The organism is Pseudomonas sp. NFIX28 (genome assembly GCF_900107395.1).
Classification (GTDB): domain Bacteria; phylum Pseudomonadota; class Gammaproteobacteria; order Pseudomonadales; family Pseudomonadaceae; genus Aquipseudomonas.
Genome location: NZ_FNPW01000021.1, coordinates 69324 through 95028, shown reverse-complemented (window position 1 = coordinate 95028; position 25705 = coordinate 69324). Strand labels below are relative to the sequence as shown.

Here is a 25705-nt window from a genome sequence, read left to right as displayed (position 1 = left end):
TGCTTCTGTAGGAGCGCAGCTTGCGCGCGAAGAACGATGGCGTGGTCTTCCAGGCGTTGCGCGGTATGGCCATCGCGGGCAAGCCTCGCTCCTACAGAAGAATGCGGGTGTTTGCGTGCGATGAGCGAGGTTGCTCAAGGCTGCCAGAGGATTTTCTCGCCGCTGAGCCGGCGGTTGAGGAAGCTCGCCGCGCTGATCAAGGCCAGGTGGGTCAGGGCCTGGGGCGTGTTGCCCAGGTGGCGGGCGTGACTGTCGAATTCTTCGGCGTACAGCCCCAGCGGGTTGGCGTAGCGCAGCAGTTGCTCGAACTCCAGGTGAGCCTTGTCCAGCTGGCCGGCGCGGGCCAGGCACTCGACGTACCAGAACGAGCAGGCGGCGAATGCGCCTTCGGTGCCGGGCAGGCCATCGATCTGGCTGTCGTCGTTGCGGTAGCGGTAGACCATGCCGTCGCGCACCAGGGTTTTCTCGATCGCTTCCAGGGTCGCCAGCCAACGCGGGTCGCGGGCGCCGACGAAGCGCACCAGCGGCATCAGCAGCATCGAGCCGTCCAGCGCGGTGCCGCCCTTGTACTGGACGAAATGCCCACGCTCGGCGTTCCAGAAATTGCTCCAGATATCGTCGTAGATCGCCTGGCGGGTCTGGTCCCAGCGGGCGAACGGCGCCGGCAGCGAGCGTTTCGACGCCAGGCGGATGGCCCGGTCCAGGGCCACCCAGCACATCAGCCGCGAGTGCAGGAAATGCCGCTGCTCGCCGCGCATTTCCCAGATGCCCACATCCTTGCCGTTCCAGCTGTCGCAGACCTGGTCCACCACGTCCACCGCATGCTTCCAGCCCTCATGGGAAATCGCCTCGCCGTATTTGTTGACCAGATACACCGCGTCCAGCAGCTCGCCGAAAATGTCCAGTTGCACCTGTTCGTAGGCCTGGTTGCCGATGCGCACCGGCGTCGCCCCGCCATGGCCCGCGAGGTGCGCCAAGCGGCTTTCCGGCAGCTGCTGGCGGCCGTCGATGGCGTACAGGATATTGAGCTTGGTCGGCTGGCCACGGCAGTCGCTGACCCGGCCGCGCAGCCAGCGCATATAGGCATTGGCTTCCTCGACAAAACCCAGGCGCATGAAGGCGTAGACAGTGAACGACGCATCGCGGATCCAGGTGTAGCGGTAATCCCAGTTGCGTTCGCCGCCCGGGGTTTCCGGCAGGCCGAAAGTGGCGGCGGCGAGGATCGCCCCGTGCTTGCGCGAGGTCAGCAGCTTCAGCGCCAGGGCCGAGCGGCTGACCATCTCGCGCCAGCGGCCGCGGTAGTTGGACTGGCCGATCCAGTCGCGCCAGAACTTCAAGGTGTGCTCCAGGCACAGGTCGCTGCCGCCCTCGACCAGCCGTGGGTCGTCGATACCGCCGAGCATGAACTCGGCGCGCTGCCCCTGTTGCAGCTCGAACTCGGCCACCGCCGCCTGCCGGTCGATCCGCAGCGGCTGGCTGGCCACCAGGCGCAGCCCGGGCTGCCGGTCGGCCTCGAAGCACACGGCGTCGCCGTCCAGCCGGGCCCGGGTCGCGGCGCGGGCATAGTCATGGCGCACCGCGCAGCGCAGGCGCAGGGTGGCGCGGCCGCTGACCACGCGCACCCGGCGGATCAACATTGGCAGCTCATCCTCGCTGTCGCCGACGGGCAGCAGATCGGTGATTTCGACCACCGCCCGCTCGCTGAGCCAGCGGGTCTGCAGCACATTGCTGTCCGGCAGGTAGATCTGTTCGCAGCGGGCATCGGGCAGGTTCGGCGCCAGCTGGAAAATGCCGGCGTCCGGGGTATCGAGCAGCGAGCAGAAGATGCTCGGGCTGTCGAATTCCGGCCAGCAGAAAAAATCCACGCTGCCCTTGTCGTTGACCAGCGCGGCGCTGCGCATGTCGCCAATGATGCCGTGGGCGCCGATCGACGCCTGGCGTTCAGTCTCAGCCATTGTCACGAAACTCCGGATACAGGCTCATGCCGCCATCGATCACCAGGGTGCTGCCCAGCACATAGTCGGAAGCGTCGCTGGCCAGCCAGACCACGGCATTGGCCACGTCCTTGACGTCGCCGATGCGTCCGTAGGGAATCAGTTCGAGCAGCTTGCGCTCGGCCGCGCCCTCCAGGGCCTTGCGATTGAGCGGCGTGGCGATCGCGCCCGGGGCAATGGCGTTGACGCGGATGCGCTGGTGGCTGACCTCCTGGGCCAGGCTGCGCATCAGCATGTCCACGCCGCCCTTGGACGCCGCGTAATTGGCATGCCCGGCCCAGGGAATGTGCTGGTGCACCGAGCTGATGTGGATGATCTTGCCGGCGGCGCGAGAGATGCCGGTGCGGATCCCCTGGCGGTTGAAAATGCGCAGGGCGGCGCGTGCGCAGAGGAACTGGCCGGTGAGGTTGACGCCGATCACCTGGTTCCAGTGCTCCAGGGTCATGTCCACGGTGGCGGCATCTTTTTGCAGGCCGGCGTTGGCCACCAGGATGTCCAGGGCACCGAAGGCTTCCAGGGCCTTGTCGAACAGGTGCTGGACCTCGTCCTCCCGGGAAATGTCGGCGCCCACGGCAATGGCCCGGCCGCCGCAGGCGTTGATGTCGGCGGCGAGTTTTTCCGCGGGCGCCGCCTGCTGGTAGTAATTGATCACCACCGAAGCCCCGGCCGCGGCCAGGGCGGTGGCCGCCGCGGCGCCGATACCGGAACTGGCGCCGGTGACCAGGGCGACTTGCTGGTTCAGGGAGATGTTCATGAGCACGCACCTTAACCGGAGAGTCTGTTCAGCTGACTGGCAAGAGCGGGCAGGAGTTCACCGGGGGTTACGATTTTGCCGCGCGGCCATCGCCCGCGAGCCGGCAGGACGGGGGAGGGCTAGCGCACCCGTAACCCTTGCAGCAGCGTCTCCAGCGCGGCCAGCGCCTGCGGCAGGCGTTGTCCCGGATGTTCGTCGCGGGCGATCCACAGTGAGGCGTCCAGCAGGCTGCCGTTGATCAGGCGCGCCAGGGCTTCGCTGGGCGCGTTGACCACCAGGCCGGCCTGCATCAGCTCATCCAGCAGCGCACTCAAGGACGCCACGCACTGTGCCTCGCTGGCGTCGGTCAGGTCGCCGAGCACCGCGCGCGCATCCTGCAGGACGATGCGCTGGATCTCCGCTTCCTGGGCCATTTCCAGGTAAGTGCGGCAGCGCTGGACGAAGGTGCCCCAGAGGTCGTCGGTGCCGCGCGAGATTGCCTCCAGGCGCTGGTCCATCTCCGCGTCGAGCTGTTCGACCACCGCCGCCAGCAGGCCTTTCTTGTCGCCGAAATGGTGATACAAAGCGCCACGGGTCAGGCCGGCCTCGGCCGTCAGGTCGTCCATCGAGGTGTTGGCATAACCCAGGCTGCCAAAGGCCTGGCGGGCACTGGCGATGAGTTTGCTACGGGTGTGTTCGATCATCTCGGCGCGTTGACGCGGGCTCATGGCAGGCACTCACACAGCTGATACGTGGATTGACATACGGCGCGTATGTTCGCATGCTTTCTCACATACGCGCCGTATGTATTTTTGCCCTGCGGTGCCTTCCTGGCAAGCTACAGCCCTCAGAACAGGTGTACAGAAAGATGGCAAACCCTTACCGCGAGCTGTTCAACGCCCCCGGCAGCCGCGCTTTCGTGACGGCGGGGATGATTGCCCGAATGCCGATTTCCATGACCGGCATCGGCCTGATCACCATGCTGTCCCAGCTCAAGGGCGGCTACGCGCTGGCCGGCGCCGTGGCGGCGACCTTCGCCCTGGCCACGGCTTTCTGTGCACCCCAGGTGTCGCGCATGGTCGACCGTTTCGGCCAGGGCCGGGTGCTGCCGATCGCCGCCGGGGTGGGCGGCGGGGCGCTGTTGGCGTTGCTGCTGTGCACGCGCTTGCAGGCGCCGCACTGGACGCTGTTCCTGTTCGCCGCCCTGGCCGGCTGCATGCCGAGCATGTCGGCCATGGTCCGCGCCCGCTGGACCGAGCTCTACCGCGGCCGGCCACAATTGCAGACCGCCTATGCCCTGGAGTCGGTGCTCGACGAGGTGTGCTTTATCGTCGGCCCGCCGTTGTCGGTGGGGCTGTGCGTGGCGGTGTTTCCCGAGGCCGGGCCGCTGGCCGCGCTGCTGATGCTGGCGATCGGCGTCGGCGCGTTGGTGGCGCAACGGGCCACCGAGCCGCCGGTGCATCCCCGTGAGGCCCATCACGACGTGTCGATCATCCGCTCGCTGAAATTGCAGTTGCTGGTGCTGCTGATGATCGCCATGGGCGTGATCGTCGGCGTGGTGGACGTGGTCAGCGTGGCGTTCGCCCAGCAGCAGGGGCAGCCCGCGGCGGCGAGCATCGTGCTCTCGGTGTACGCCATCGGCTCGTGCCTGGCGGGCATCGCCTTCGGCGCGCTGAAACTGGATATCCCGCTGCCGCGGCTGTTCATGTACGGTGGCATCGCCACCGCCGTGACCACCCTGCCGCTGTTGTTGGCGAGCGACATCCTCGGCCTGTCCCTGACGGTGTTCGTCGCCGGCCTGTTCTTCGCCCCGACCCTGATCGTCGCCATGGCCCTGGTGGAAAACATCGTGCCCGCGGCCAGGCTCACCGAAGGCCTGACCTGGCTGATCACCGGGCTGAGCATCGGCGTGGCCATCGGCGCCGCCAGTTCCGGCTGGCTGGTCGATGCCTTCGGCGCGCGCAGCGGCTTCTGGGTGGCGCTGGCGGCGGGGGCGGTGGTGTTCGCGGTGGCGCTGCAGAGCTACGGGCGCAGCGCCGAGGCGGTCGCGGCGGACTAATTTGTCTGCCGCGTCGTCCGTTCTCACTAACAGATATTGGGTTGAGGTAAGTGCAGTGACGAAACTGACATTGCTGTGCCTGCCGTATTCGGGGGCCAGCGCGATGGTCTATAGCCGCTGGCGGCGCAAGCTGCCGGACTGGCTGCAGCTACAACCGGTGGAATTGCCGGGGCGCGGGGCGCGCTTCGGCGAGCCGCTGCAAACCGACATGCGTCAATTGGCCTTGCAACTGGCCCGTGAACAGCGCGCCTCGCTGCGGGCGCCCTATGCGTTGTTCGGGCATAGCCTGGGGGCCTTGCTGGCCTGTGAAATGGCCCACGCCCTGCGCTCCCTCGGCTGCCCGGAACCGGTGGCGCTGTTCGCCTCGGGCACGGCGGCGCCGACCCTGCGCAGCGAATACGACCGCGCCTTCGCCGACCTTAAGACCGATGAAGAGCTGATCGACCGCTTGCGCACGCTCAACGGCACCAGCGAAGAAGTGCTGGCCAACCGCGAGCTGATGAGCCTGACGCTGCCGGTGCTGCGCGCGGACTTCCTGTTGTGCGGCCGGTTCCACCCGGTCGAGCGCGCGCCGCTGCAATGCCCGGTGCACGTGCTGGGCGGCAAGGACGACAGGGCCACGACCGAACAGCTGATCGGCTGGAGCCGCGAAACCCGCGGCAGTTTCTCGGTCGACATGCTGCCCGGCGGGCACTTCTTCATTCACGAGCATGAGGCCAAGGTGCTGCGGATGATCAAGGACCACCTGGAGGTCCATCGGCGCCGTCATGCCCAGGCCAGCGCGCTGACGGTCTGAGGCGCCTGCCGTGTCACTCCCGGGACCCGCCGCATGGCGGGTCTTGGCGTTTTTGCCGGCCGGCCATTGGCCGCGGCGTTACCAGCCTCTTCCCGAGTTCACCCAGAAGTTCACCGACAGCGAGGTGGACACCGACTCGACCTGATGGAACCAGCCTTCGGGCAAGAACAGCAGGTCGCCGGCCTGCAGGGTGATGCGCAGGAAGGTCACGTCCCGCGCCTGTGGGAAGCGCTGGTAGTCCGGCGCATCCGGGTTGAAGTCGCAGCCGTCCAGCCCGCCCTTGGGCGCGGTGGACCAGGTGCCGAGCGCCGGGCGGTGGTGGGGCGCGGCGAGGATGAAGGATTTCTGCCCCCAGACCTGGGCGAACAGGTTGTCGGTGTCGTCGCGGTGCAGCGGGGTCAGGGTGCCCTTGGGGCCGATCCAGATGCGCGGGGCGATGAACAGCGACAGGTCGAAGTAGGGTGGGTACTGGATCTGCTCCAGCAATTGCGCCGGCAGGATGTTGTTGCCCATGTAGGCCGGCGGCTCGCCGTTGCGGCCCTTGCCGGCCGGGGCGTCGAGGGAGGCGATGAAATCGCGCATGGAGGTCGAGCGAAAGTCGCGCTCGGTGGAAAAGGTCTTCTGCGCATAGTCGCCGTGGCGGGTGATGCCTTGCAGCTGGGCGAAGTGCACCAGCGACTCTTCGCGGCTCATGTTGAACAGCGGCCAGTCCCGCAGGGCGTCGCTGATAATCAGCGGAATGCCGTGGGGCAGGTAGTCGCGGCGGAAGGTCTCGACCGACAGCTGCTGGCGTGGCCGGCGTTCGACCTCGCGCAGCACCTGTTGGCCGGCCGAGAGGGCCTCGCTGGGCCGCGCCGGGGTCGGGTAGCGCTGGTTCATGTCGACCTTTTCGGCTTTGCCGCCATGCCGGGCGCGGTTGATGATCTGCGGCAGCAGGGTCGCCAGGCCCATGTTGCCGTCGATCTTCAGGCGCCCGCTGGCGAACAGTTCCTCGACATTCGCGGTTCCGCCCATGATGCCGAGGAAGTCCTGCTCGGCGATGCCGATGGTCACATCCGGGCGGGCATGGCGGCCGCTTTCGGTGGTGCTTTGTTCCTTGATTTCGGACCAGAAGACCCGGTCCGGAGCGAAGACGAACTGGAACACGCCTTCGATACCGACCGAGCCGGCGTTGGCGAACAGCGTTGACAGGATGTTCTGCAGGTCCACGGCATTCCCTCTGGTTTTCTCAGGTGTGAAGAGGGGACGAGCGCTGCCGGGGGAAATTTATCCGTCGCGCCGGCGTTTCAATCCACGGCGCGCCCGAGCCGCCAGTAACCCATCAATGTCAGCGCCCGGCGGTCCAGGCCGCGCTCCTTGATCAGGTGGCGCCGGATGGCCATGACCGCCGCCGACTCGCCGGCGACCCAGGCATAAAAGTCGTTGTCGGCCGGGCGGGCCTGTTCCCAGAGAATCTGCCGCTCGATATCGATCTCCGCCAGCGCCGCCGTGGGCGGCTTGGCGCCGGTGCTCGCCGGCAGGCTGGCCAGCTCGCGCGCGGCATGCATCATCGCTTCGCCGTGGGCGCTGTTGAGGAGGTCGCGGGGCAGCCAGTTCAGGCGCGTCTGCGGGCTGCAGCGCAACGGCAGGCAGTCGGTTTCGTGGGGCACTTCGATAAACGCCTGCACGTTCGGCGCGTCCTCGGCCAGGGCCAGTTCTTCGAGAATCCCGGCAATGGCCGGCAGGGCGGTTTCGTCGCCAATCAGCAGGATGTTGCGGATGCCCGCGGGCGGTTGCCATTCGTAGCCGCCCGGGTCGCCGTCGAAGTGGCGATTGGGCACCAGCATCTGCAGGCGGTCGCCGATCTGCGCCTGGGTGGCCCAGGCCGAGGCGGGGCCGCCGATGCCGTGCAGGACGAAGTCCACATCCAGCTCGGCGGTTTCCGGGCGCAGGGCGCGGATGGTGTAGGTGCGCATGGGCGGGCGTTGCTCGGCGCCGAGCTGGCCCCGGGCCTTGTACCAGTCGCCGTGTTGGCGCAGGTCGGGCAGCGTGCCGTCCGCCGCCGGGAAGAACAGTTTGATCCGCTGGTCCGGGGCGAGGGTGCGGGCGTGCTCGATGTCCGCGCCGCCAAAGACCAGGCGGGCGAGGCTGGGGCTGAGGTTGATGCGCTGCTTGAGCTCGACATCGATCATCCGGTAGCCCGTCGGTTTCGGCCTGTCGATGCCGACCAGTTTGCGTAAGCCTTTGGCGAGGATGTCGGTCAGCGAATGGGCGGAAGACATGGGCGATACCTCGTGCGGGAAAAAGATAGGGAAGTAACGAAGGGGCGCTACCTCGATTTAGCCCGGCCCGGTCGCCGCGGCCCGCTGGCCGGCCTGCGGCGGGCGGCCCGTGGCGCGGGGCGACGGGTTAATTTTCCCGAGGCGCCATCCGTTCCGTAGGGATAGCCGAGCCAATGCTCGATACCCCACATGTACGGATGAACCCTGATGAATGCAGAAGACTCCTTGAAGCTCGCCCGCAGATTCATTGAACTGCCACTGGAAAAGCGCCGGCTGTTCTTGAACGCTCTGGACAACGAAGGCGTCGATTTCTCTCTGCTGCCCATTCCGGCGGGGGTTGCGGCACCTGACCGCCTGGGGCTTTCCTACGCGCAGCAGCGCATGTGGTTTCTTTGGCAGCTCGACCCGCGAAGCGCCGCCTACAACCTGCCCAACGCGGTACGCCTGAGCGGGCCCCTGGACCGGCCCGTGCTGGCGCGGGTATTCCACTGGCTGCTGGAGCGCCACGAAAGCCTGCGCACGGCGTTTCGCCAGGAGGGCGATGAGCCGCGCCAGGTGATCCTGGCCCCCGAGCTGGACATCGACTACCAGGACTTGGGCGCGCTGGACCAGCCGCAGCGCGAGGCCGCGGTGCAGCAGCGCGCGCGCGCCGAGGCGTGCGCGCCCTTCGACCTGGAGCAGGGGCCGCTGCTGCGGGTGTGCCTGCTGGGGCTGGGCGAACAGGAACACGTGATGCTGTTGACGCTGCACCACATCGTGTCCGACGGCTGGTCGATGGGCGTGCTGATCCAGGAATTTCTCCAGGCCTACGATGCCTTTTCCCAGGGCCGGGCTCCGGCCCTGCCGGCCTTGCCCATCCAGTACAGCGATTACGCGCTGTGGCAGCGTCGCTGGCTGGAAGCCGGGGAGCAGGAGCGGCAACTGCGGTACTGGCAGGACAAGCTGGGCGACGAGCATCCGGTGCTCAAGCTGCCCACCGATCATCCGCGCCAGCCGCAGGCCAGCCGGCAGGGGCGGCGCCATGATTTCGAGCTGCAGCAGCCGCTGGTCGAGCAGCTCAGGGGCCTGGCCCGGCAGCAGGGCGTGACCCTGTTCACGGTCTTGCTCGCCGGCTTCAAGCTGCTGCTGGCGCGCTACAGCGGCCAGCAGGACATCCGTGTCGGGGTGCCGATCGCCAACCGCACGCGCCAGGAGGCCGAAGGCCTGATCGGCTTTTTCGTCAACACCCAGGTGCTGCGCACCGAGCTCGACCCGGCGCTGACGGTCGAGCAATTGCTCGCCGACATCCGCGAAACCACCCTTGGCGCCCAGGCGCATCAGGACCTGCCGTTCGAGCGCCTGGTGGAGGCCCTGCAACTGGAACGCAGCCTGAGTCATACGCCGCTGTTCCAGGTGCTGTACAACCACCAGCCGCAGGTCACCGAGCTGGGCACCCTGCGCAGCCAGTCCGGGCTCCAGTTGCAAGCCCTGGACCGCCAGGAACGGGCGGTCCAGTTCGACCTGACCCTCGACACCTTCGAGCGCGGCGGCCGCCTGCACGGGGCCTTTACCTACGATTGCCAGTTGTTCGAGGCGGCGACCCTGGAGCGCATGGCCGGGCATTGGCGCAACCTGCTGGAGGCCATGGCCCGCCAGCCCCAGGCGGCGATTGGCGACTTGCCGCTGCTGGCGGTCGAGGAGCAGCAGCGCACCCTGATCGAATGGAACCGCACGGCCCAGGCGTTCGCCGCGCCGACGGTCCTGCAACTGTTCGCCGAGCAGGTCCGCCTGCGCCCCGAGGCGCCGGCCCTGGTATTTGCCGGGCAGCAATTGAGCTATGCCCAACTCGACAGCCGGGCCAATCGCCTGGCCCACGGCTTGATCGGCCGGGGAGTCGGTCCCGATGTGCTGGTGGGCATCGCGGTGGAGCGTTCGCTGGAAATGGTGGTCGGCCTGCTGGCGGTGCTCAAGGCCGGCGGCGCGTATGTGCCGCTGGACCCCGAATACCCCGCGCAACGCCTGCGCTACATGCTCGAGGACAGCGGCGTCGGCTTGCTGCTGACCCAGGAAAAACTGCTGCCGCGGCTGCCGGTGCAGGACGGCGTGAGCCTTCTGCTGCTGGACCGGGAACAGGACTGGGCGGCGCAGGCGGACCGGCCGGCAGCGGCGCCGGACATCGGCGCGCAGCACCTGGCGTACTCGATCTACACCTCCGGCTCGACCGGCGCGGCCAAGGGCGTCACCGTCACGCAGGGGGCGCTGGCCAACTACGTGCAGGCGATCCTGCAGCGCCTGCCGCTGGGCGCGGCGCGGCATATGGCGGTGGTCTCGACCATTGCCGCCGACCTGGGGCACACCACGCTGTTCGGCGCGCTGTGTTCCGGCAGCTGCCTGCACGTGATCGCCCTGGATATCGGCCTCGATGCCGAGCGCTTCGCTGACTACATGCACGCGCAGCGGATCGATGTGCTGAAAATCGTCCCGTCGCACCTGGAGGCCCTGCTCGGCGGCGGCGATGCGGCCCGGGCGCTGCCGGCGCAGTGCCTGGTGCTGGGTGGCGAGGCCTGCCCGGCGAGCCTGGTCAAGCGCATCAAGAACCTGGCGCCGGGTTGCGCGGTGGTCAACCACTACGGCCCCACGGAAACCACGGTCGGCGCCCTGGCCCTGGTCACCGGCCCGCAGCACGAACACCTGGCCAGCGTGCCCCTGGGGACGCCTTTGGCCAACGTGCGGGCCTATGTCCTGGACGCCTCGCTGCAGGCGCAGGTGCCGGGTAGCCCCGGCGAGCTGTACCTGGGCGGGGCCGGCGTGGCCCGCGGTTATCACCGGCGCCCGGGGCTGACCGCCGAGCGCTTTGTACCGGACCCGTTCAGCGCCGATGGCGAGCGCCTCTATCGCAGCGGCGACCTGGCGCGCTACCGGGCGGACGGCGCGATCGACTACCTGGGGCGTATCGACCATCAGGTGAAGATTCGCGGCTACCGCATCGAACTGGGGGAAATCACCGCCGCCCTCAAGCAGCAGCCACAAGTGGTCGATGCCATCGCCCAGGTGCTCGACGTGGTCGGCGAGCGGCAGGTGGTCGCCTATGTGGTGCTGGCGCCGGCCGTGGAGGCCGCGCAGGCCTGGAGCCCGCTGCGCGAGCAACTGCTGGCGAGCCTGGCGGACTACATGCTACCGATGCATTTCATCGCCCTGGACAGCATGCCGCTGACGCCCAACGGCAAGCTCGACCTGCGCGCGCTGCCGGCGCTGGAGGTCGACACGGGCAGCCGGGAATACCTGGCGCCGGTCACCGCGATGCAGCAGCGCATGGCGGCGATCTGGCAAGAGGTGCTCAAGGTCGAGCGGGTCGGCCTGAGCGATAACTTCTTTGCCCTGGGCGGGCATTCGCTGTTGGCCACGCAGATCATTTCCCGGGTCCGGCGGGCGCTGTCGGCCGATGTGGCCTTGCGCATCCTGTTCGAAACCTCGCGTTTCGACGAGTTCGTCCAGCAGGTCGAGGCCAGCGCCGCGGGAGCCGCGCCATCGGCCATCGAGGCGCTGGGCCGGGACCAGCCGCTGCCGGCGTCCCATGCCCAGCAGCGGCAATGGCTGTTCTGGAAAATGCACCCCGAGAGCACGGCCTATCACACGCCGATTGTCGTGCGCCTGCAGGGGCGCCTGGACCCGCAAGCGTTGCAGCGCACCTTTGCCGCGCTTGCCGGGCGCCATGAGGCGTTTCGCAGCACCTTCGCCCAGGTCGGGGACACCCTGTGCCAGGCGATCCACGCGGCCGGCGAAGTACCGCTGGCGTGGGAACGCCTGGCCCCCGGGCTGGGGCGCGAGGCCGTCGAGGCCAAGGCGCTGGAGGAAACCCAGCGCCTGTTCGATCTGGAGCGCGGGCCGCTGTGCCGTGCCCGGGTCCTGCAACTGGACGAGCAGGACAGCCTGCTGGTCGTGACCCTGCACCACATCATTTCCGACGGCGCCTCGATGAGCGTGCTGGCGCGTGAATTCGTCGCCCTGTACCGCGGCTTCGTCGAAGGCCGGGCGCCGGCGCTGGGCGAGCTGGCGGTGCAGTACGCCGACTACGCCAGCTGGCATCGCGCCTGGCTGGAGCAGGGCGAGCAGCAGCGCCAGCTCGAATATTGGCGCGAGCAGCTGGGCAGCGAACAGCCGATCCTCGAGCTGCCGGTGGACCATCCGCGCCAGGCGCTGCCCAGCTATCGCCAGGATCGCCTCGGCGTGCGCTTGGAAGGGGCGCTGGAGCAAGGGCTGCGCCGTCTGGCCCGCGAGCAGGGCATGACCCTGTTCCAGCTGTTCCTGGGGTCCTTCGCGCTGTTGCTGCACCGTTATACCGACCAGCCGGATATCCGCATCGGCGTCCCGGTGAGCAATCGCCGGCACCAGGAAATGGAAGGGGTGATGGGTTTCTTCGTCAACACCCTGGTCATGCGGGTCGAGCTGGCGCCGGGACTTGCGGTCGAGCAGTTGCTGCGCCAGGTCAAGGCCACGGCCCTGGCGGGCCAGGCCCATCAGGACCTGCCGTTCGACCGTTTGGTCGATGCCCTCAACCCGCAGCGTTCGCTGGACCGCAACCCGCTGTTCCAGGTGATGTACAACCACTTGAGCATCGCCGGTGAAAATGCCGGCAGCGACAGCCTGCCGGGGCTGCGGGCCGAGGAGCAGGTGCTGCGAGGCGGCACGGCGCAGTTCGACCTGACCCTGGAAACCCTGGAGACCGATGCCGGGATCAACGCTTCGTTCATCTATGCCGGCGAGTTGTTCGACGCCACCACCATCGAGCGCATGGCGCGGCACTGGCGCCATTTGCTGCAAGCCATGTTGCAGGTGCGCCAAGCCATCGGCGAATTGCCGATGCTGGGCGAGCAAGAGCAGCGCCAGATCCGCGAGGACTGGGACCACACCCAGGTGGTCTACCCGACCGAGCGCTTCGTGCATCAGCTGTTCGCCGACCAGGCGGCCAAGGCCCCGGATGCCCTGGCGGTGATCTTTGCCGAACAGCGCCTGAGCTATCGCCAACTCGACGTCCAGGCCAACCAGTTGGCGCACAAGCTGGTCGAGCTGGGGGTGGGGCCGGAGGTGCGGGTGGCGATCGCCATGCCGCGTTGCGCGGAAATCATGGTGGCCTTTCTCGCGGTGCTCAAGGCCGGCGGCGTCTATGTGCCGCTGGACATCGAATACCCGCAGGACCGCCTGCGCTACATGATGCAGGACAGCGGCGCCTGGCTGCTGCTGACCCAGGAACACCTGCTGCAACGCCTGCCGATTCCGGACGGTTTGCCGACTCTGTGCGTCGAGGGCGCCGCCGATTTTGCCGCCTACCCGGCGACCTGCCCGCAGGTGACCCTGGCCGAGGAAAACCTCGCCTACGTGATCTACACCTCCGGCTCCACCGGTTTGCCCAAGGGCGTGGCGGTGTCCCACGGGCCGCTGGCGATGCACAGCCTGGCCACCGGTGAACGTTATGAGATGAGCCCGGCGGACTGTGAGCTGCACTTTATGTCGTTCGCCTTCGACGGTTCCCATGAAGGCTGGATGCACCCGCTGATCTATGGCGCCAGCGTGCTGATCCGCGACGACAGCCTGTGGTCGCCGGAATACACCTACGAGCAGATGCATCGCCACGGCGTGACCGTCGGCGTGTTCCCGCCGGTGTACCTGCAGCAATTGGCGGTGCACGCCGAGCGCGACGGCCATCCACCGGCGGTGCGGGTCTATTGCTTCGGCGGCGACGCGGTGCCCCAGGCCAGCTATGACCTGGCCTGGCGTGTGCTGCGGCCCAAGTACATCTTCAATGGCTACGGCCCCACCGAGACCGTGGTGACGCCGCTGATCTGGAAGGCCAAGGCCGGCGATCCATGCGACGCGGCCTACGCGCCGATCGGCAATATTGTCGGCAATCGCAGCGCCTACGTGGCCGATGCCAACCTCAACCTGCTGCCGGTGGGTGTGGCGGGCGAGCTGTATCTCGGCGGCCTGGGCGTGGCTCGCGGTTATCTGGACCGGCCGAGCCTGACGGCCGAGCGTTTTATCCCCGACCCCTACAGCACCACGGGAGCGCGGCTGTATCGCAGCGGCGACCTGACGCGCTACCGCACCGACGGTCTGGTGGAGTACGTCGGCCGTGTCGACCATCAGGTGAAAGTGCGTGGTTTCCGCATCGAACTGGGCGAGATCGAGGCGCGGCTGTTGGAGCAGGAGCCGGTGCTGGAAGTGGCGGTGATCGCCCAGCCCGGGCCGAGCGGGCAGCAACTGGTGGGTTATATCGTGCCGGTGGACGCCGAGGTCTCTTTGAGCAACGAGCGTCAGGCGCAACTGCGCGAAAGCATCAAGGCGCGGCTCAAGGACAACTTGCCGGACTATATGGTGCCGACCTACCTGCTGTTCCTTGAGGCCTTGCCGCTGACCCCGAACGGCAAGTTGGACCGCAAGTCGTTGCCCAAGGTCGATGCGCAATTGATGCAGCAGGCCTATGTGGCGCCGCAAACCGAATTGGAGCAGCAGATCGCCGCGATCTGGGCCGATGTGCTGAAACTGGAGCAGGTCGGCCTGACCGACAACTTCTTCGAGCTCGGCGGCGACTCGATCATCTCGATCCAGGTGGTCAGCCGCGCCCGCCAAGCGGGCATCCGTTTTACCCCCAAGGAGTTGTTCCAGCACCAGACGGTGCAGGGCCTGGCTTCGGTGGCGGAGCAGGGCGAGGGCGGCTTGCAGATCGACCAGGGCCCGGTGTCGGGTGAAACCGCGCTGCTGCCGATCCAGCGGTGGTTCTTCGAAGAACCGATTGCCGAGCGTCAGCACTGGAACCAGTCGGTGCTGCTCAAACCGACCCGGGCATTGACGGCGACCCTTGTCGAGCAAGGGCTGCGGGCTTTGCTCGAGCAGCATGACGGCCTGCGCCTGAGCTTTACCGAACAGCCGCAGGGCTGGGTCGCGACTTACCGCGCGCCGGTTTCGGCAGCGCCTGCGGGGGCGCTTCTCTGGCAGCTGAACGTCGCCACCCAGGCCGAGCTGGAGCAAGGCTGCGAGGAAGCCCAGCGCAGCCTCGACCTGCAACAAGGGCCTCTGTTGCGCGCGGTGCTCTTTACCCTCGGCGATGGCAGCCAACGGCTGTTGTTGGCGATCCACCACCTGGTGGTCGATGGCGTGTCCTGGCGCATTTTGCTGGAAGATTTGCAGCAGTCGCTGGGCCAGCTGGCGGCGGGGCAAGCGCTCAAGCTGCCGGCCAAGACCAGTTCCACCCAAGCCTGGGCCGAACAGTTGCAGGCCTACGCCGCCAGCCCGGCCTTGCAACAGGAGCTGGGCTACTGGCAGGCGCAGCTGGCGGGCGTCGAGTCGAGCCTGCCTTGCGACCGGGCGACGGAGGCGGTGTACAACCGCGACGCCGTCAGCGTCAGCAGCCGCCTGGACAAGGCCCACACTTTGCAGCTGTTGCAGGACGCCCCGGCGGCCTACCGCACGCAGATCAACGATCTGCTGCTGACCGCCCTGGCGCGGGTCATCGGCCGCTGGACCGGCGCCGCCAGCACTCTGGTGCAGCTTGAAGGGCATGGCCGCGAAGAGCTGTTCGACACCGTCGACCTGACCCGCACCGTTGGTTGGTTCACCAGCGTATTCCCGGTCAAGCTGACGCCGCAGGCGTCCCTGGCCGAGTCGATCAAGCAGATCAAGGAGCAGCTGCGCGCGGTGCCGAACAAGGGCATCGGCTTTGGCGCCCTGCGTTACCTGGGCGACGAGCAGGCCCAAGCGGCGCTCAAGGCCCTGGCGGTACCGCGCATCACCTTCAACTACCTCGGCCAGTTCGACGCCAGCTTCGATGAGCAGGACGCCTGGTTCACCCCGTCCGGCGAAGCCAAGGGCCGCGATCAAAGCCCCGAGGCGCCGCTGGGCAACTGGCTGAGCCTCAATGGCCAGGTCTACGGCGGCGAATTGACCCTGGGCTGGACCTTCAGCCAGGCGATGTTCGACAGCGCCACCATCCAGCGCCTGGCCGACGATTATGCCTTGGAACTCAAGGCGCTGATCGAGCATTGCTGCCAGCCCGAGCATCGCGGGGTAACGCCGTCGGACTTCCCGCTGGCGGCGTTGACCCAGGCGCAGCTGGACCGCTTGCCGGTGCCGACGGCACAGATCGAAGACATCTATCCGCTGTCGCCGATGCAGCAGGGCATGCTGTTCCACACCCTCTACCAGCAAGCGGCGGGCGACTACATCAACCAGTTGCGGGTGGATGTCGAAGGGCTCGATCCCGAACGCTTCCAGCAAGCCTGGCAGGCCGCGCTCGACAGCCACGATATTTTGCGCAGCAGCTTTATCTGGCAGGGCGAACTGTCGGCCCCGGTGCAAATCGTGCACAAGCAAACCAGCCTGGCGTTCGCCGAACACGACGGGCGCGGCCAGGCGCCGGAGGCCCTGGACAGCCTGGCCGAACAGGAACGCCAGCGCGGCTTCGACTTGGGCGCCGCGCCCTTGCTGCGCCTGCTCCTGGTGCGCACCGGCGACAACCGCTATCACCTGATCTACACCAACCACCATATTTTGATGGACGGTTGGAGCAATTCGCAGCTGCTCGGCGAGGTGCTGCAACGTTACGCCGGCCAACCGCCGAGCCATGCGCCGGGGCGCTACCGCGACTACATCGCCTGGCTGCAACGCCAGGACGCCCAGGCCAGCGAAAGGTTCTGGAAAGAACAGCTGGCGCCGCTGGAGCAACCAACGCATCTGGCGGCCGCCGTTGCCCACTCGGCAGAGGTGTTGGCTGGCCGTGGTCACAGCGCTTGCCGACGCAACCTGGATGCCCGGCAGACCCAGCGCCTGGGCGAGTTCGCCCGGCAGCAGAAGGTCACGGTGAACACCCTGGTGCAGGCGGCCTGGCTGCTGTTGCTGCAACGCTGCACCGGCCAGGAGACGGTGGTGTTCGGCGCCACGGTGTCCGGGCGCCCGGCGGAGCTCAAGGGCGTGGAGCAGCAGATCGGCCTGTTTATCAACACCCTGCCGGTGGTGGCCACGCCACGCCCGGACATGCGGGTTGGCGATTGGCTGCAAGCGGTGCAAGCCCACAACCTGGCCCTGCGCGACTACGAACACACGCCGCTGTACGACGTGCAACGCTGGGCCGGGCTGGGCCGTGAGGCGCTGTTCGACAATATCCTGGTGTTCGAGAACTACCCGGTCTCCGAAGCCCTGGCAAAAGGTGCGCCCGAGGGGCTGCGCTTCGAGTCGGCCGGCAACCACGAGCAGACCAACTACCCGCTGACCTTGCTGGTGGGCATGGGCGACAGCCTGGCCCTGGAGTTCAACTACGCCTTGGCGTCGTTCTCCGCGGCGGCCATGGCCCGCTTGGGCGAACAGCTGGAAAACCTGTTGTTGGGCATGTTGCACAACGCCGAACAGCGCCTGGGCGAGTTGTCGCAACTGGGCGGCGCCGAACGGGAGCAGGTCCTGCACGGCTGGAATAGGCCGGCCCGCGATTACCCGAGCGATGCGTGCATTCACCGGCTGGTCGAGAAACAGGCATTGCAGGCCCCGGACGCCCGGGCCGTGCTGTTCGGTGAACAGGTTGTCAGTTACCAAGAGCTGAACGCCCGGGCCAACCGCCTGGCGCACAAGCTGATCGAAGCCGGCGTCGGCCCGGAAGTGCGGGTCGGCGTGGCCTTGCAGCGTTCGCCGGAAATGGTTGTGGCTCTGCTGGCGGTGCTCAAGGCCGGTGGCGCCTATGTGCCGCTGGACCCGGATTACCCGCAGGATCGTTTGGCCCATATGCTGCGCGACAGCCAGGCGCAAATCCTGCTGACCGAAAGTGCCTTGTTGCAGGTGCTGCCGAGTATTGAGTCGCTGCAAATTCTGCAACTGGATGGCGACGCGGGCTGGCTTGATGGCTATTCGGCAGAGAATCCTGCCGCGACGGCGACGCCGGACAATCTGGCTTATGTGATCTACACCTCGGGCTCCACTGGCCTGCCCAAGGGCGTGGCCATCGCCCATCGCAACGTCTTGGCGCTGATCGACTGGTCGTTGCAGGTCTACAGCCCGGCGGATCTGCAAGGGGTCTTGGCCTCGACCTCGATCTGCTTCGACCTATCGGTGTGGGAGTTGTTTGTCACGCTGTCGGCGGGTGGTTATATCGTCCTCGCACGCAACGCCCTGGAACTGCCTGACCTGCCGGCGCGCGATCAGGTGCGGCTGATCAACACCGTGCCGTCGGCGATTGCCGCCTTGCAGCGTGGCGGGCAAATTCCCGCCAGCGTGCGCATCGTCAATCTGGCTGGTGAGCCGCTGAAGCAGACCCTGGTCGACAAGCTCTACGAAAACCCATCGTTGCAGCACGTTTACGACCTCTACGGCCCGTCGGAAGACACCACGTACTCGACTTACACCCGCCGGGAAAAAAATGGCCGGGCCAATATCGGTCGGGCCATCAGCAATACCCAGGGCTATATCCTCAGCGCGGACTTGCAGGCGCTGCCGGCCGGCAGCGCCGGTGAGCTGTACCTGGCCGGGGCCGGGGTCACCCGGGGCTACCTGGCTCGTCCGGCGCTGACCGCCGAGAAATATGTGCCCAATCCATTCGCCACCGATGGCGGCCGGCTGTACCGCACCGGCGATCTGACCCGCTATCGCGAAGACGGCGTGATCGAATACATCGGGCGGATTGACCATCAAGTAAAGGTGCGTGGTTTCCGCATCGAGCTGGGGGAAATCGAAGCGCGGTTGGTGCAGCAGGAGGCGGTGCGCGAAGCCTTTGTCCTGGCCCAGGATGGCGAGGGTGGCCAGCAACTGGTGGCCTATGTGGTGCCGAGCGATGCCGAAGTGACGCTTGATATGGAACGTCAGGCCAACCTGCGCGAGGCCATCAAGGCGCAACTCAAGGACAGCCTGCCGGACTACATGGTGCCGACCTACCTGCTGTTCCTGGAAACGCTGCCGCTGACGCCGAACGGCAAACTCGACCGCAAGGCCCTGCCGAAAGCCGAGGCCAGCCAGATGCAGCAGGCCTATGTCGCCCCGCAAACCGAGCTGGAACAACAGGTTGCGGCGATCTGGGGCGAGGTGCTCGAGGTCGAGCAAGTGGGCTTGAACGATAACTTCTTTGAATTGGGTGGGCATTCCTTGCTGGTAACCGCGATGGTCTCTCGTGTGCAACTGAAACTGGGCCAGCGGCTCACGGTACAGATGGTGTTTGAATTCCCGACCCTGGGCCTGTTCGTCAAGCAGATGCAGCAGTCGCCCGCTCAGGCCCAGGACCTGAGCGCACTGGAACTCTTGCTCGACGAAATGGAGGCTGTGTAATGGATCACACGACTGCGCTGAAAATTGTCAAAGGCTTCATTCTGCTGCCGCTGGAAAAGCGCCGCGTCTATTTGCAGAAAATGCTCGAGCAAGGCATTTCCCCGGCCAACCTGCCGATTCCCGAGGTGCGCCTGGGGCAGCCGACATTGCCGCTGTCCTACGCCCAGCAACGCCAGTGGTTCCTTTGGCAACTGGCGCCCGAGAGCACGGCCTATCACATTCCCAAGGTCCTGCGTTTGCGCGGGGCGCTGGATGTCGAGGCCTTGCAGTGCAGCTTCGACAGCCTGGTCGCGCGCCATGAAACGCTGCGCACCCGCTTCGTCCAGGACGCTGAAAACCCTGCCCAGGTGGTGGAACCCCAGGGCCGGTTGCAGATCGCTTGCCAAACACTGCCGACGGCGGCGTCCGCGCAGGCCGTCGCCGCGGGCATCAAGGCCTTCGTCGACAGCCAGGCTTCGCAGCTCTTCGACCTGCTGGCCGGGCCGCTGCTGCGCGTGGGCCTGTTGCAACTGGCGGCGGACGATCATGTGCTGGTACTGACCCAGCACCATATCGTTTCCGATGGCTGGTCGATGCAGATCATGGTCGACGAACTGATGGCGCTCTACCTGGGCTACAGCCAGGGGCGGGAGCCGCAATTGCCGCCGCTGTCGATCCAGTACGCCGACTACGCCATCTGGCAGCGCAACTGGATGGAGGCCGGCGAGAAGGAACGGCAGCTGGCGTACTGGGTCGAGCAACTGGGCGGTGAGCAGCCGCTGCTCGAACTGCCGTTGGATCGCCCGCGCCCTGCGTTGCAGAGCTACCGCGGCGCCCGTTTCGACCTGCAGCTCGAAGCCGGCCTGAGCGAAGCACTGGCGGCCCTGGCCCAGCGTGAAGGCGTCACCTTGTTCATGCTGTTGCTGGCCTCGTTCCAGACCCTGCTGCATCGCTACAGCGGGCAAGCGGATATCCGCGTGGGCGTGCCGGTCGCCAACCGCAACCGGGTGGAAACCGAAAGGCTGATCGGCTTTTTCGTCAACACCCAGGTGCTCAAGGCCGAGATCGACGGGCAGCTGGCCTTCAGCGATTTCCTGCAACAGGTCAAGCAGACGGCCTTGCAGGCCCAGTCCCACCAGGACCTGCCGTTCGAACAACTGGTCGAAGCCTTGCAGCCGGAGCGCAGCCTGAGCCACAACCCGTTGTTCCAGGTGATGTTCAACCACCAGGCCCAGGCCCGGGGCGCCACCCAGGCCCATGCCTTGCCGGGCCTGAGCATCGAGCCGCTGGCGTGGGAGGGGCAGACCGCGCAGTTCGACCTGACCCTGACCACCGCCGAGACCGACGGCCTGATCGCCGCGTCGCTGGTGTTCGCGACCGATGTTTTCGAGGCGGCGACGGTCGAGCAACTGGCGCGCCACTGGACCCAGCTGTTGCAGGGGATCGTCGCGCAGCCAGGCCAGCGCATCGCCGAATTGCCGCTGCTGGCTGCCAGCGAGCGGCAACGGATTATCCAGGCGTGGAACCCAAGCCAGGCCGACTTCCCGAGCCAGGCGTGCATTCACCAAGTCATCGAGCAGCAGGCCCGCCAGGCACCCCAGGCGATTGCCCTGACGTTCGGCCGCCAGCAACTGGATTACCAGCAGCTCAACAGCCAGGCCAACCGCCTGGCGCACAAGCTGATCGAGCAGGGCGTGGGGCCCAATGTGCGGGTGGGCCTGGCGGTGGAGCGCGGCCTGGAAATGCTGGTCGGGCTGCTGGCGATCCTCAAGGCTGGCGGTGCCTACGTGCCGCTGGACCCTGCCTATCCCCAGGACCGCCTGCTGCACATGATGCAAGACAGCGGCATCGCCTTGCTGCTGACCCAGGCCCACCTGCAGGACGGCCTGCCGGCCTTTGCCGGCCTCACCTTGCTACTGGGGCAGGCGCTGGACGGCTACAGCCCAGAAAACCCGCAGGTCGAGGTGCTGCCGGAGCATCTGGCCTATGTCATCTACACCTCCGGTTCCACCGGCAAGCCCAAGGGCGTATTGCAGCCGCATCACAGCGTCCTGCGGCTGTTCGCGGCGACCCGGGAGTGGTTCCGCTTCGACGCCACGGATGTCTGGAGCCTGTTTCATTCCTACGCCTTCGACTTCTCCGTATGGGAGATTTTCGGCGCCCTGATGCATGGCGGCCGGCTGGTGATCGTGCCCCAGGACGTGGCGCGCTCGAGCAGTGATTTCTACCGGCTGCTATGCGAGGAGCGGGTCTCGGTCCTCAACCAGACGCCTTCGGCGTTCCGCCAGCTGATGCACGTGGCCTGCGCCGCGGAGCAGGCGCATGCCCTGCGCTACGTGGTGTTTGGCGGCGAGGCGCTCGAGGTCGGCAGCCTGCAGCCCTGGTTCCAGCGGTTCGGCGACCGGCAGCCGCGCCTGGTGAATATGTACGGCATTACCGAAACCGCGGTGCACGTGACCTACCGGCCGCTGTCCCGGGCGGACCTGGCCTCGAGCAATGGCAGCCCGATCGGCGAGCTGATTCCCGACATGTCCTGGTACCTGCTCGACGCCAACCTCAAGCAAGTGCCCCAGGGTTGCATCGGCGAGCTGTATGTCGGCCGTGCCGGCCTGGCCTGGGGCTACCTGAACCGCGGCGACCTGACCGCCACGCGGTTTATCCCGGACCCATTCGGCCCGGCGGGAGGGCGGCTGTACCGCACCGGCGACCTGGCGAGCTACCAGCACGACGGCTCGATCGGCTATGTCGGGCGTATCGACCAGCAGGTGAAGATCCGTGGCTTCCGTATCGAGCTGGGTGAAATCCAGGCCCGCCTGCAGGAGCTGCACGCGGTGCGCGAAGCGGTGGTCCTGACCCATGACGGCCCCGACGGGCCGCAACTGGTCGCCTATGTGGTGCCGGCCAGCCTGGCGTGGGATGCGCCGCAGGTCGTCGACGCCCAGCTGCGGCTGCGCGACGAGATCAAGGCCGGCCTGCGCGACAGCCTGCCGGCCTATATGGTGCCGGCCCATGTGCTGTTCCTCGAGGCGCTGCCGCTGACCGCCAACGGCAAGCTCAATCGCGCAGCCTTGCCCGGCGTCGACGGCCACCTGCTGCATGCGGCTTATGTGGCGCCGCGCAGCGGGCTGGAACAGCAGGTCGCGGCGATCTGGGCCGATGTGCTCAAGCTCGAGCGGGTGGGGCTGACGGACAACTTCTTCGAGCTGGGCGGGCATTCGTTGCTCGCTACCCAGGTCATGTCGCGGATTCGCCAGGACCTGGGCATCGAGGCCCCGCTGAAGGTGTTTTTCGAGGGCACGAGCCTGGAAGATTTCGTCCAGCTCCTGGGCCAGGCGTCTGCGGATGCGCCGCAGAAAATAGTCGCGGTCGAGCGCGACCGGCCGTTGGCCGTGTCGTTTGCCCAGGAGCGGCAATGGTTTCTGTGGCAACTGGATTCCGCCAGCTGCGCCTACCACATCCCGATGGCCCTGAGGCTGCGTGGCGCCCTGGACAGCGCGGCGTTGCAACGTAGCTTCGGCGCGTTGATCGCCCGGCACGAAACCCTGCGGACCCGCTTCGTCGAGGACCAGGACCAGTTGGTGCAGGTCATCGAGGCCCGGGGCTCGCTGTCGATCGATGAGCAAGACCTGTCGTCGCTCGAGGGCGCCAGCGCCGATGAAGCGCTGATCAGGAAGATCGTCGACGCCGAGCTGCGCCAGCCTTTCGACCTGCGCAGTGGCCCGCTGCTGCGGGTCAAGCTGACGCGCCTGGCCGCGGACGATCATGTGCTGGTGCTGGTCCAGCATCACATCGTCTCGGACGGCTGGTCGATCCAGGTCATGGTCGATGAGCTGATCCAGCTGTATGCCGGCTACAGCCAGGGGCGGGAAGTCGAGCTGCCCGGGCTGCCGGTGCAATACGCCGACTACGCGCTCTGGCAGCGCCAACGCATGGAGCAGGGCGAGAAGGCGCGGCAACTGGGCTACTGGCTGCGGCAACTGGAGGCCGAGGCGCCGGTTCTCGACCTGCCGCTGGATCATGCCCGGCCGCTGGAGCAGAGTTACCGCGGCGCCCGCCATGGCATCGCGCTGGATGCAGCGTTGCAGGCGGCGTTGAAACAGCTGGCGCAGCGCGAAGGCGTCACCTTGTTCATGCTGTTGCTGGCCTCGTTCCAGGTGTTGCTGCACCGCTACAGCGGGCAGGCGGATATCCGCGTCGGCGTGCCTATCGCCAACCGCAACAGGGCCGAGACCGAACGCCTGATCGGCTTCTTCGTCAACACCCAGGTGCTCCGGGCCGAGGTCGATGGCCAGCGCTCGTTCAGCGATTTCCTGCAACAGGTCAAGCGCACCGCCTTGCAGGCCCAGGATCACCAGGACCTGCCGTTCGAGCAATTGGTCGAAGCGCTGAACCCGGATCGCAGCCTGAGCCACAGCCCGCTGTTCCAGGTGATGTTCAACCACCAGGCGGCCGCGCGTAAAAGCGCGCACGGCCAGGACATTCCGGGGCTGGGCGTGGAAACCCTGAACTGGGAAGTGAACACCACCCAATTCGACCTGACGCTCGATACCTTCGAATCCGAGGACGGCCTCTGGGCCTCCCTGACCTACGCCACCGACCTGTTCGAGGCCAGCACCATCGAGCGCATGGCCCAGTGCTGGGTGCGGTTGCTGCAAGGCATGGTCGAGCAGCCGAACCAGCGCCTGGGAGACTTGCCGCTGCTGGGCGCCGCCGAGCAATCGCGAGTCCTCCATGAGTGGAATCCGCCCGTCAGCGACTTCCCGAGCGAACGGTGCGTGCATGAGCTGATCCAGGTTCGGGCCGTTGCAACACCGGATGCCCGGGCCGTGCTGTTCGGTGAACAGGTTGTCAGCTATCAAGAGCTGAACGCCCGGGCCAACCGCCTGGCGCACAAGCTGATCGAGGCCGGCGTCGGCCCGGAAGTGCGGGTCGGCGTGGCCTTGCAGCGTTCGCCGGAAATGCTCGTGGCCCTGCTGGCGGTGCTCAAGGCCGGCGGCGCCTATGTGCCGCTGGACCCGGATTATCCGCAGGATCGTTTGGCCCATATGCTGCGCGACAGCCAGGCGCAAATCCTGCTGACCGAAAGTGCCTTGTTGCAGGTCTTGCCGAGTGTTGAGTCGCTGCAAATTCTGCAACTGGATGGCGACGCGGGCTGGCTTGATGGCTATTCGGCGGAGAATCCAGTCGCGGTCGCGACCCCGGACAACCTGGCCTATGTGATCTACACCTCGGGCTCCACCGGCCTGCCGAAGGGCGTGGCCATCGCCCATCGCAACGTGCTGGCGCTGATCGACTGGTCGTTGCAGGTCTACAGCTCGACAGACTTGCAAGGGGTCTTGGCTTCGACCTCGATCTGCTTCGACCTGTCGGTGTGGGAGCTGTTTGTCACGCTGTCGGCGGGGGGTTATATCGTCCTGGCGCGTAACGCCCTGGAACTGCCTGACCTGCCGGCGCGCGATCAGGTGCGGCTGATCAACACCGTGCCGTCGGCCATCGCGGCCTTGCAGCGTGGCGGGCAAATTCCTGCCAGCGTGCGCATCGTCAATCTGGCTGGTGAGCCGCTGAAACAGAGCCTGGTCGATAAGCTCTACGAGAACCCATCGTTGCAGCACGTCTACGACCTCTACGGGCCTTCTGAAGACACCACCTACTCGACCTACACCCGCCGGGAAAAAGGTGGCCGGGCCAATATCGGCCGGGCCATCAGCAATACCCAGGGCTATATCCTCAGCGCGGACTTGCAGGCGCTGCCAGCCGGCAGCGCCGGTGAGTTGTACCTGGCCGGAGCCGGGGTTACCCGGGGTTATCTGGCTCGTCCGGCGCTGACCGCTGAGAAATACGTACCGAACCCGTTCGCCACCGATGGCGGCCGGTTGTACCGCACCGGCGACCTGACCCGCTATCGCGACGACGGCGTGATCGAATACATCGGCCGCATCGACCATCAAGTGAAGGTGCGCGGCTTCCGCATCGAGCTGGGGGAAATCGAAGCACGACTGGTGCAGCAGGAGGCGGTACGCGAAGCCTTTGTCCTGGCCCAGGATGGCGAGGGTGGCCAGCAACTGGTGGCCTACATCGTCCCGGCTGACATTGAGGTGGCCGGTAATGCCGAGTTGCAGGCCCCTCTGCGCGAAGCGATCAAGGCGCAACTTAAGGCCAGCCTGCCGGACTACATGGTGCCGACCTATCTGCTGTTCCTGGAAACGCTGCCGCTGACGCCGAACGGCAAGCTCGACCGCAAGGCCCTGCCGAAAGCCGAAGCCAGCCAGATGCAGCAGGTCTATGTCGCCCCGCAAACCGAGCTGGAACAGCAGCTCGCCGCGATCTGGGCCGATGTGCTGAAGCTGGAGAAGGTCGGCCGCACCGACAATTTCTTCGAGCTGGGCGGCCACTCATTGCTGGTGGCGCAGGTGGTGACTCGGGTCAAGCAGCAGTTTGGCGTGGATATTTCCGTCAAGTCGCTGTTCGGTGCCGAGAGCCTGTCGGCCTTCGCCGAGAAGGTTCAGGCGCTGCGGGAAACGACCTGCTCGCTGCAGGATGAATTGGCTAAATCTTTGGAGGCCCTCAAACGTTTATCTCCTGATGATCTTGAAAAAATAATTTCTTAGG

At 66.6% G+C, this 25705-nt stretch carries 9 protein-coding genes; 4 read left to right on the top strand and 5 right to left on the bottom strand.

Features of this window, described 5'->3' with window-relative positions; translation table 11 throughout:
- Positions 1–134: 134 nt before the first annotated feature.
- The 3 genes from BLV20_RS28490 to BLV20_RS28480 all read right to left on the bottom strand — a co-directional run bounded on the left by BLV20_RS28490 (position 135) and on the right by BLV20_RS28480 (position 3455).
- Positions 135–1955: a glycoside hydrolase family 15 protein gene (locus BLV20_RS28490; protein WP_092305700.1), complete on the bottom strand. Its 1821-nt coding sequence runs from the start codon at positions 1953–1955 to the stop codon at positions 135–137.
- Positions 1948–2748 (bottom strand): glucose 1-dehydrogenase, encoded by an 801-nt coding sequence (locus BLV20_RS28485; protein ID WP_092305699.1) that lies wholly within the window; start codon positions 2746–2748, stop codon positions 1948–1950. The genes BLV20_RS28490 and BLV20_RS28485 overlap by 8 nt, the downstream gene beginning before the upstream one ends.
- A 119-nt stretch (positions 2749–2867) precedes the next feature.
- On the bottom strand, positions 2868–3455 hold the full coding sequence (locus BLV20_RS28480) for a TetR/AcrR family transcriptional regulator (RefSeq protein WP_092305698.1): 588 nt from the start codon (positions 3453–3455) through the stop codon (positions 2868–2870).
- A 140-nt stretch (positions 3456–3595) separates the two neighbouring features.
- Here BLV20_RS28480 and BLV20_RS28475 point away from each other — a divergent pair, with 140 nt between their 5' ends.
- A complete protein-coding gene (locus tag BLV20_RS28475) occupies positions 3596–4786 on the top strand; it encodes an MFS transporter (protein WP_092305697.1) in 1191 nt (396 codons plus the stop codon).
- Positions 4787–4841: 55 nt separating this feature from the next.
- Positions 4842–5582: a thioesterase II family protein gene (locus tag BLV20_RS28470; protein WP_092305696.1), complete on the top strand. Its 741-nt coding sequence runs from the start codon at positions 4842–4844 to the stop codon at positions 5580–5582.
- A 78-nt stretch (positions 5583–5660) separates the two neighbouring features.
- Here the strand turns inward: BLV20_RS28470 and BLV20_RS28465 are convergent, their stop codons facing one another.
- Together BLV20_RS28465 and BLV20_RS28460 are read right to left on the bottom strand one after the other, a co-directional pair.
- Complete coding sequence (locus BLV20_RS28465) at positions 5661–6791, bottom strand: cupin-like domain-containing protein (protein WP_092305695.1); 1131 nt, start codon at positions 6789–6791, stop codon at positions 5661–5663.
- 77 nt (positions 6792–6868) lie between these two features.
- Positions 6869–7843 (bottom strand): siderophore-interacting protein, encoded by a 975-nt coding sequence (locus tag BLV20_RS28460; RefSeq protein WP_092305694.1) that lies wholly within the window; start codon positions 7841–7843, stop codon positions 6869–6871.
- 207 nt (positions 7844–8050) lie between these two features.
- Here BLV20_RS28460 and BLV20_RS28455 point away from each other — a divergent pair, with 207 nt between their 5' ends.
- Complete coding sequence (locus BLV20_RS28455; protein ID WP_092305693.1) at positions 8051–19117, top strand: non-ribosomal peptide synthetase; 11067 nt, start codon at positions 8051–8053, stop codon at positions 19115–19117.
- Complete coding sequence (locus tag BLV20_RS28450) at positions 19117–25704, top strand: non-ribosomal peptide synthetase (RefSeq protein WP_092305692.1); 6588 nt, start codon at positions 19117–19119, stop codon at positions 25702–25704. The genes BLV20_RS28455 and BLV20_RS28450 overlap by 1 nt, the downstream gene beginning before the upstream one ends.
- Position 25705 lies beyond the last annotated feature (1 nt).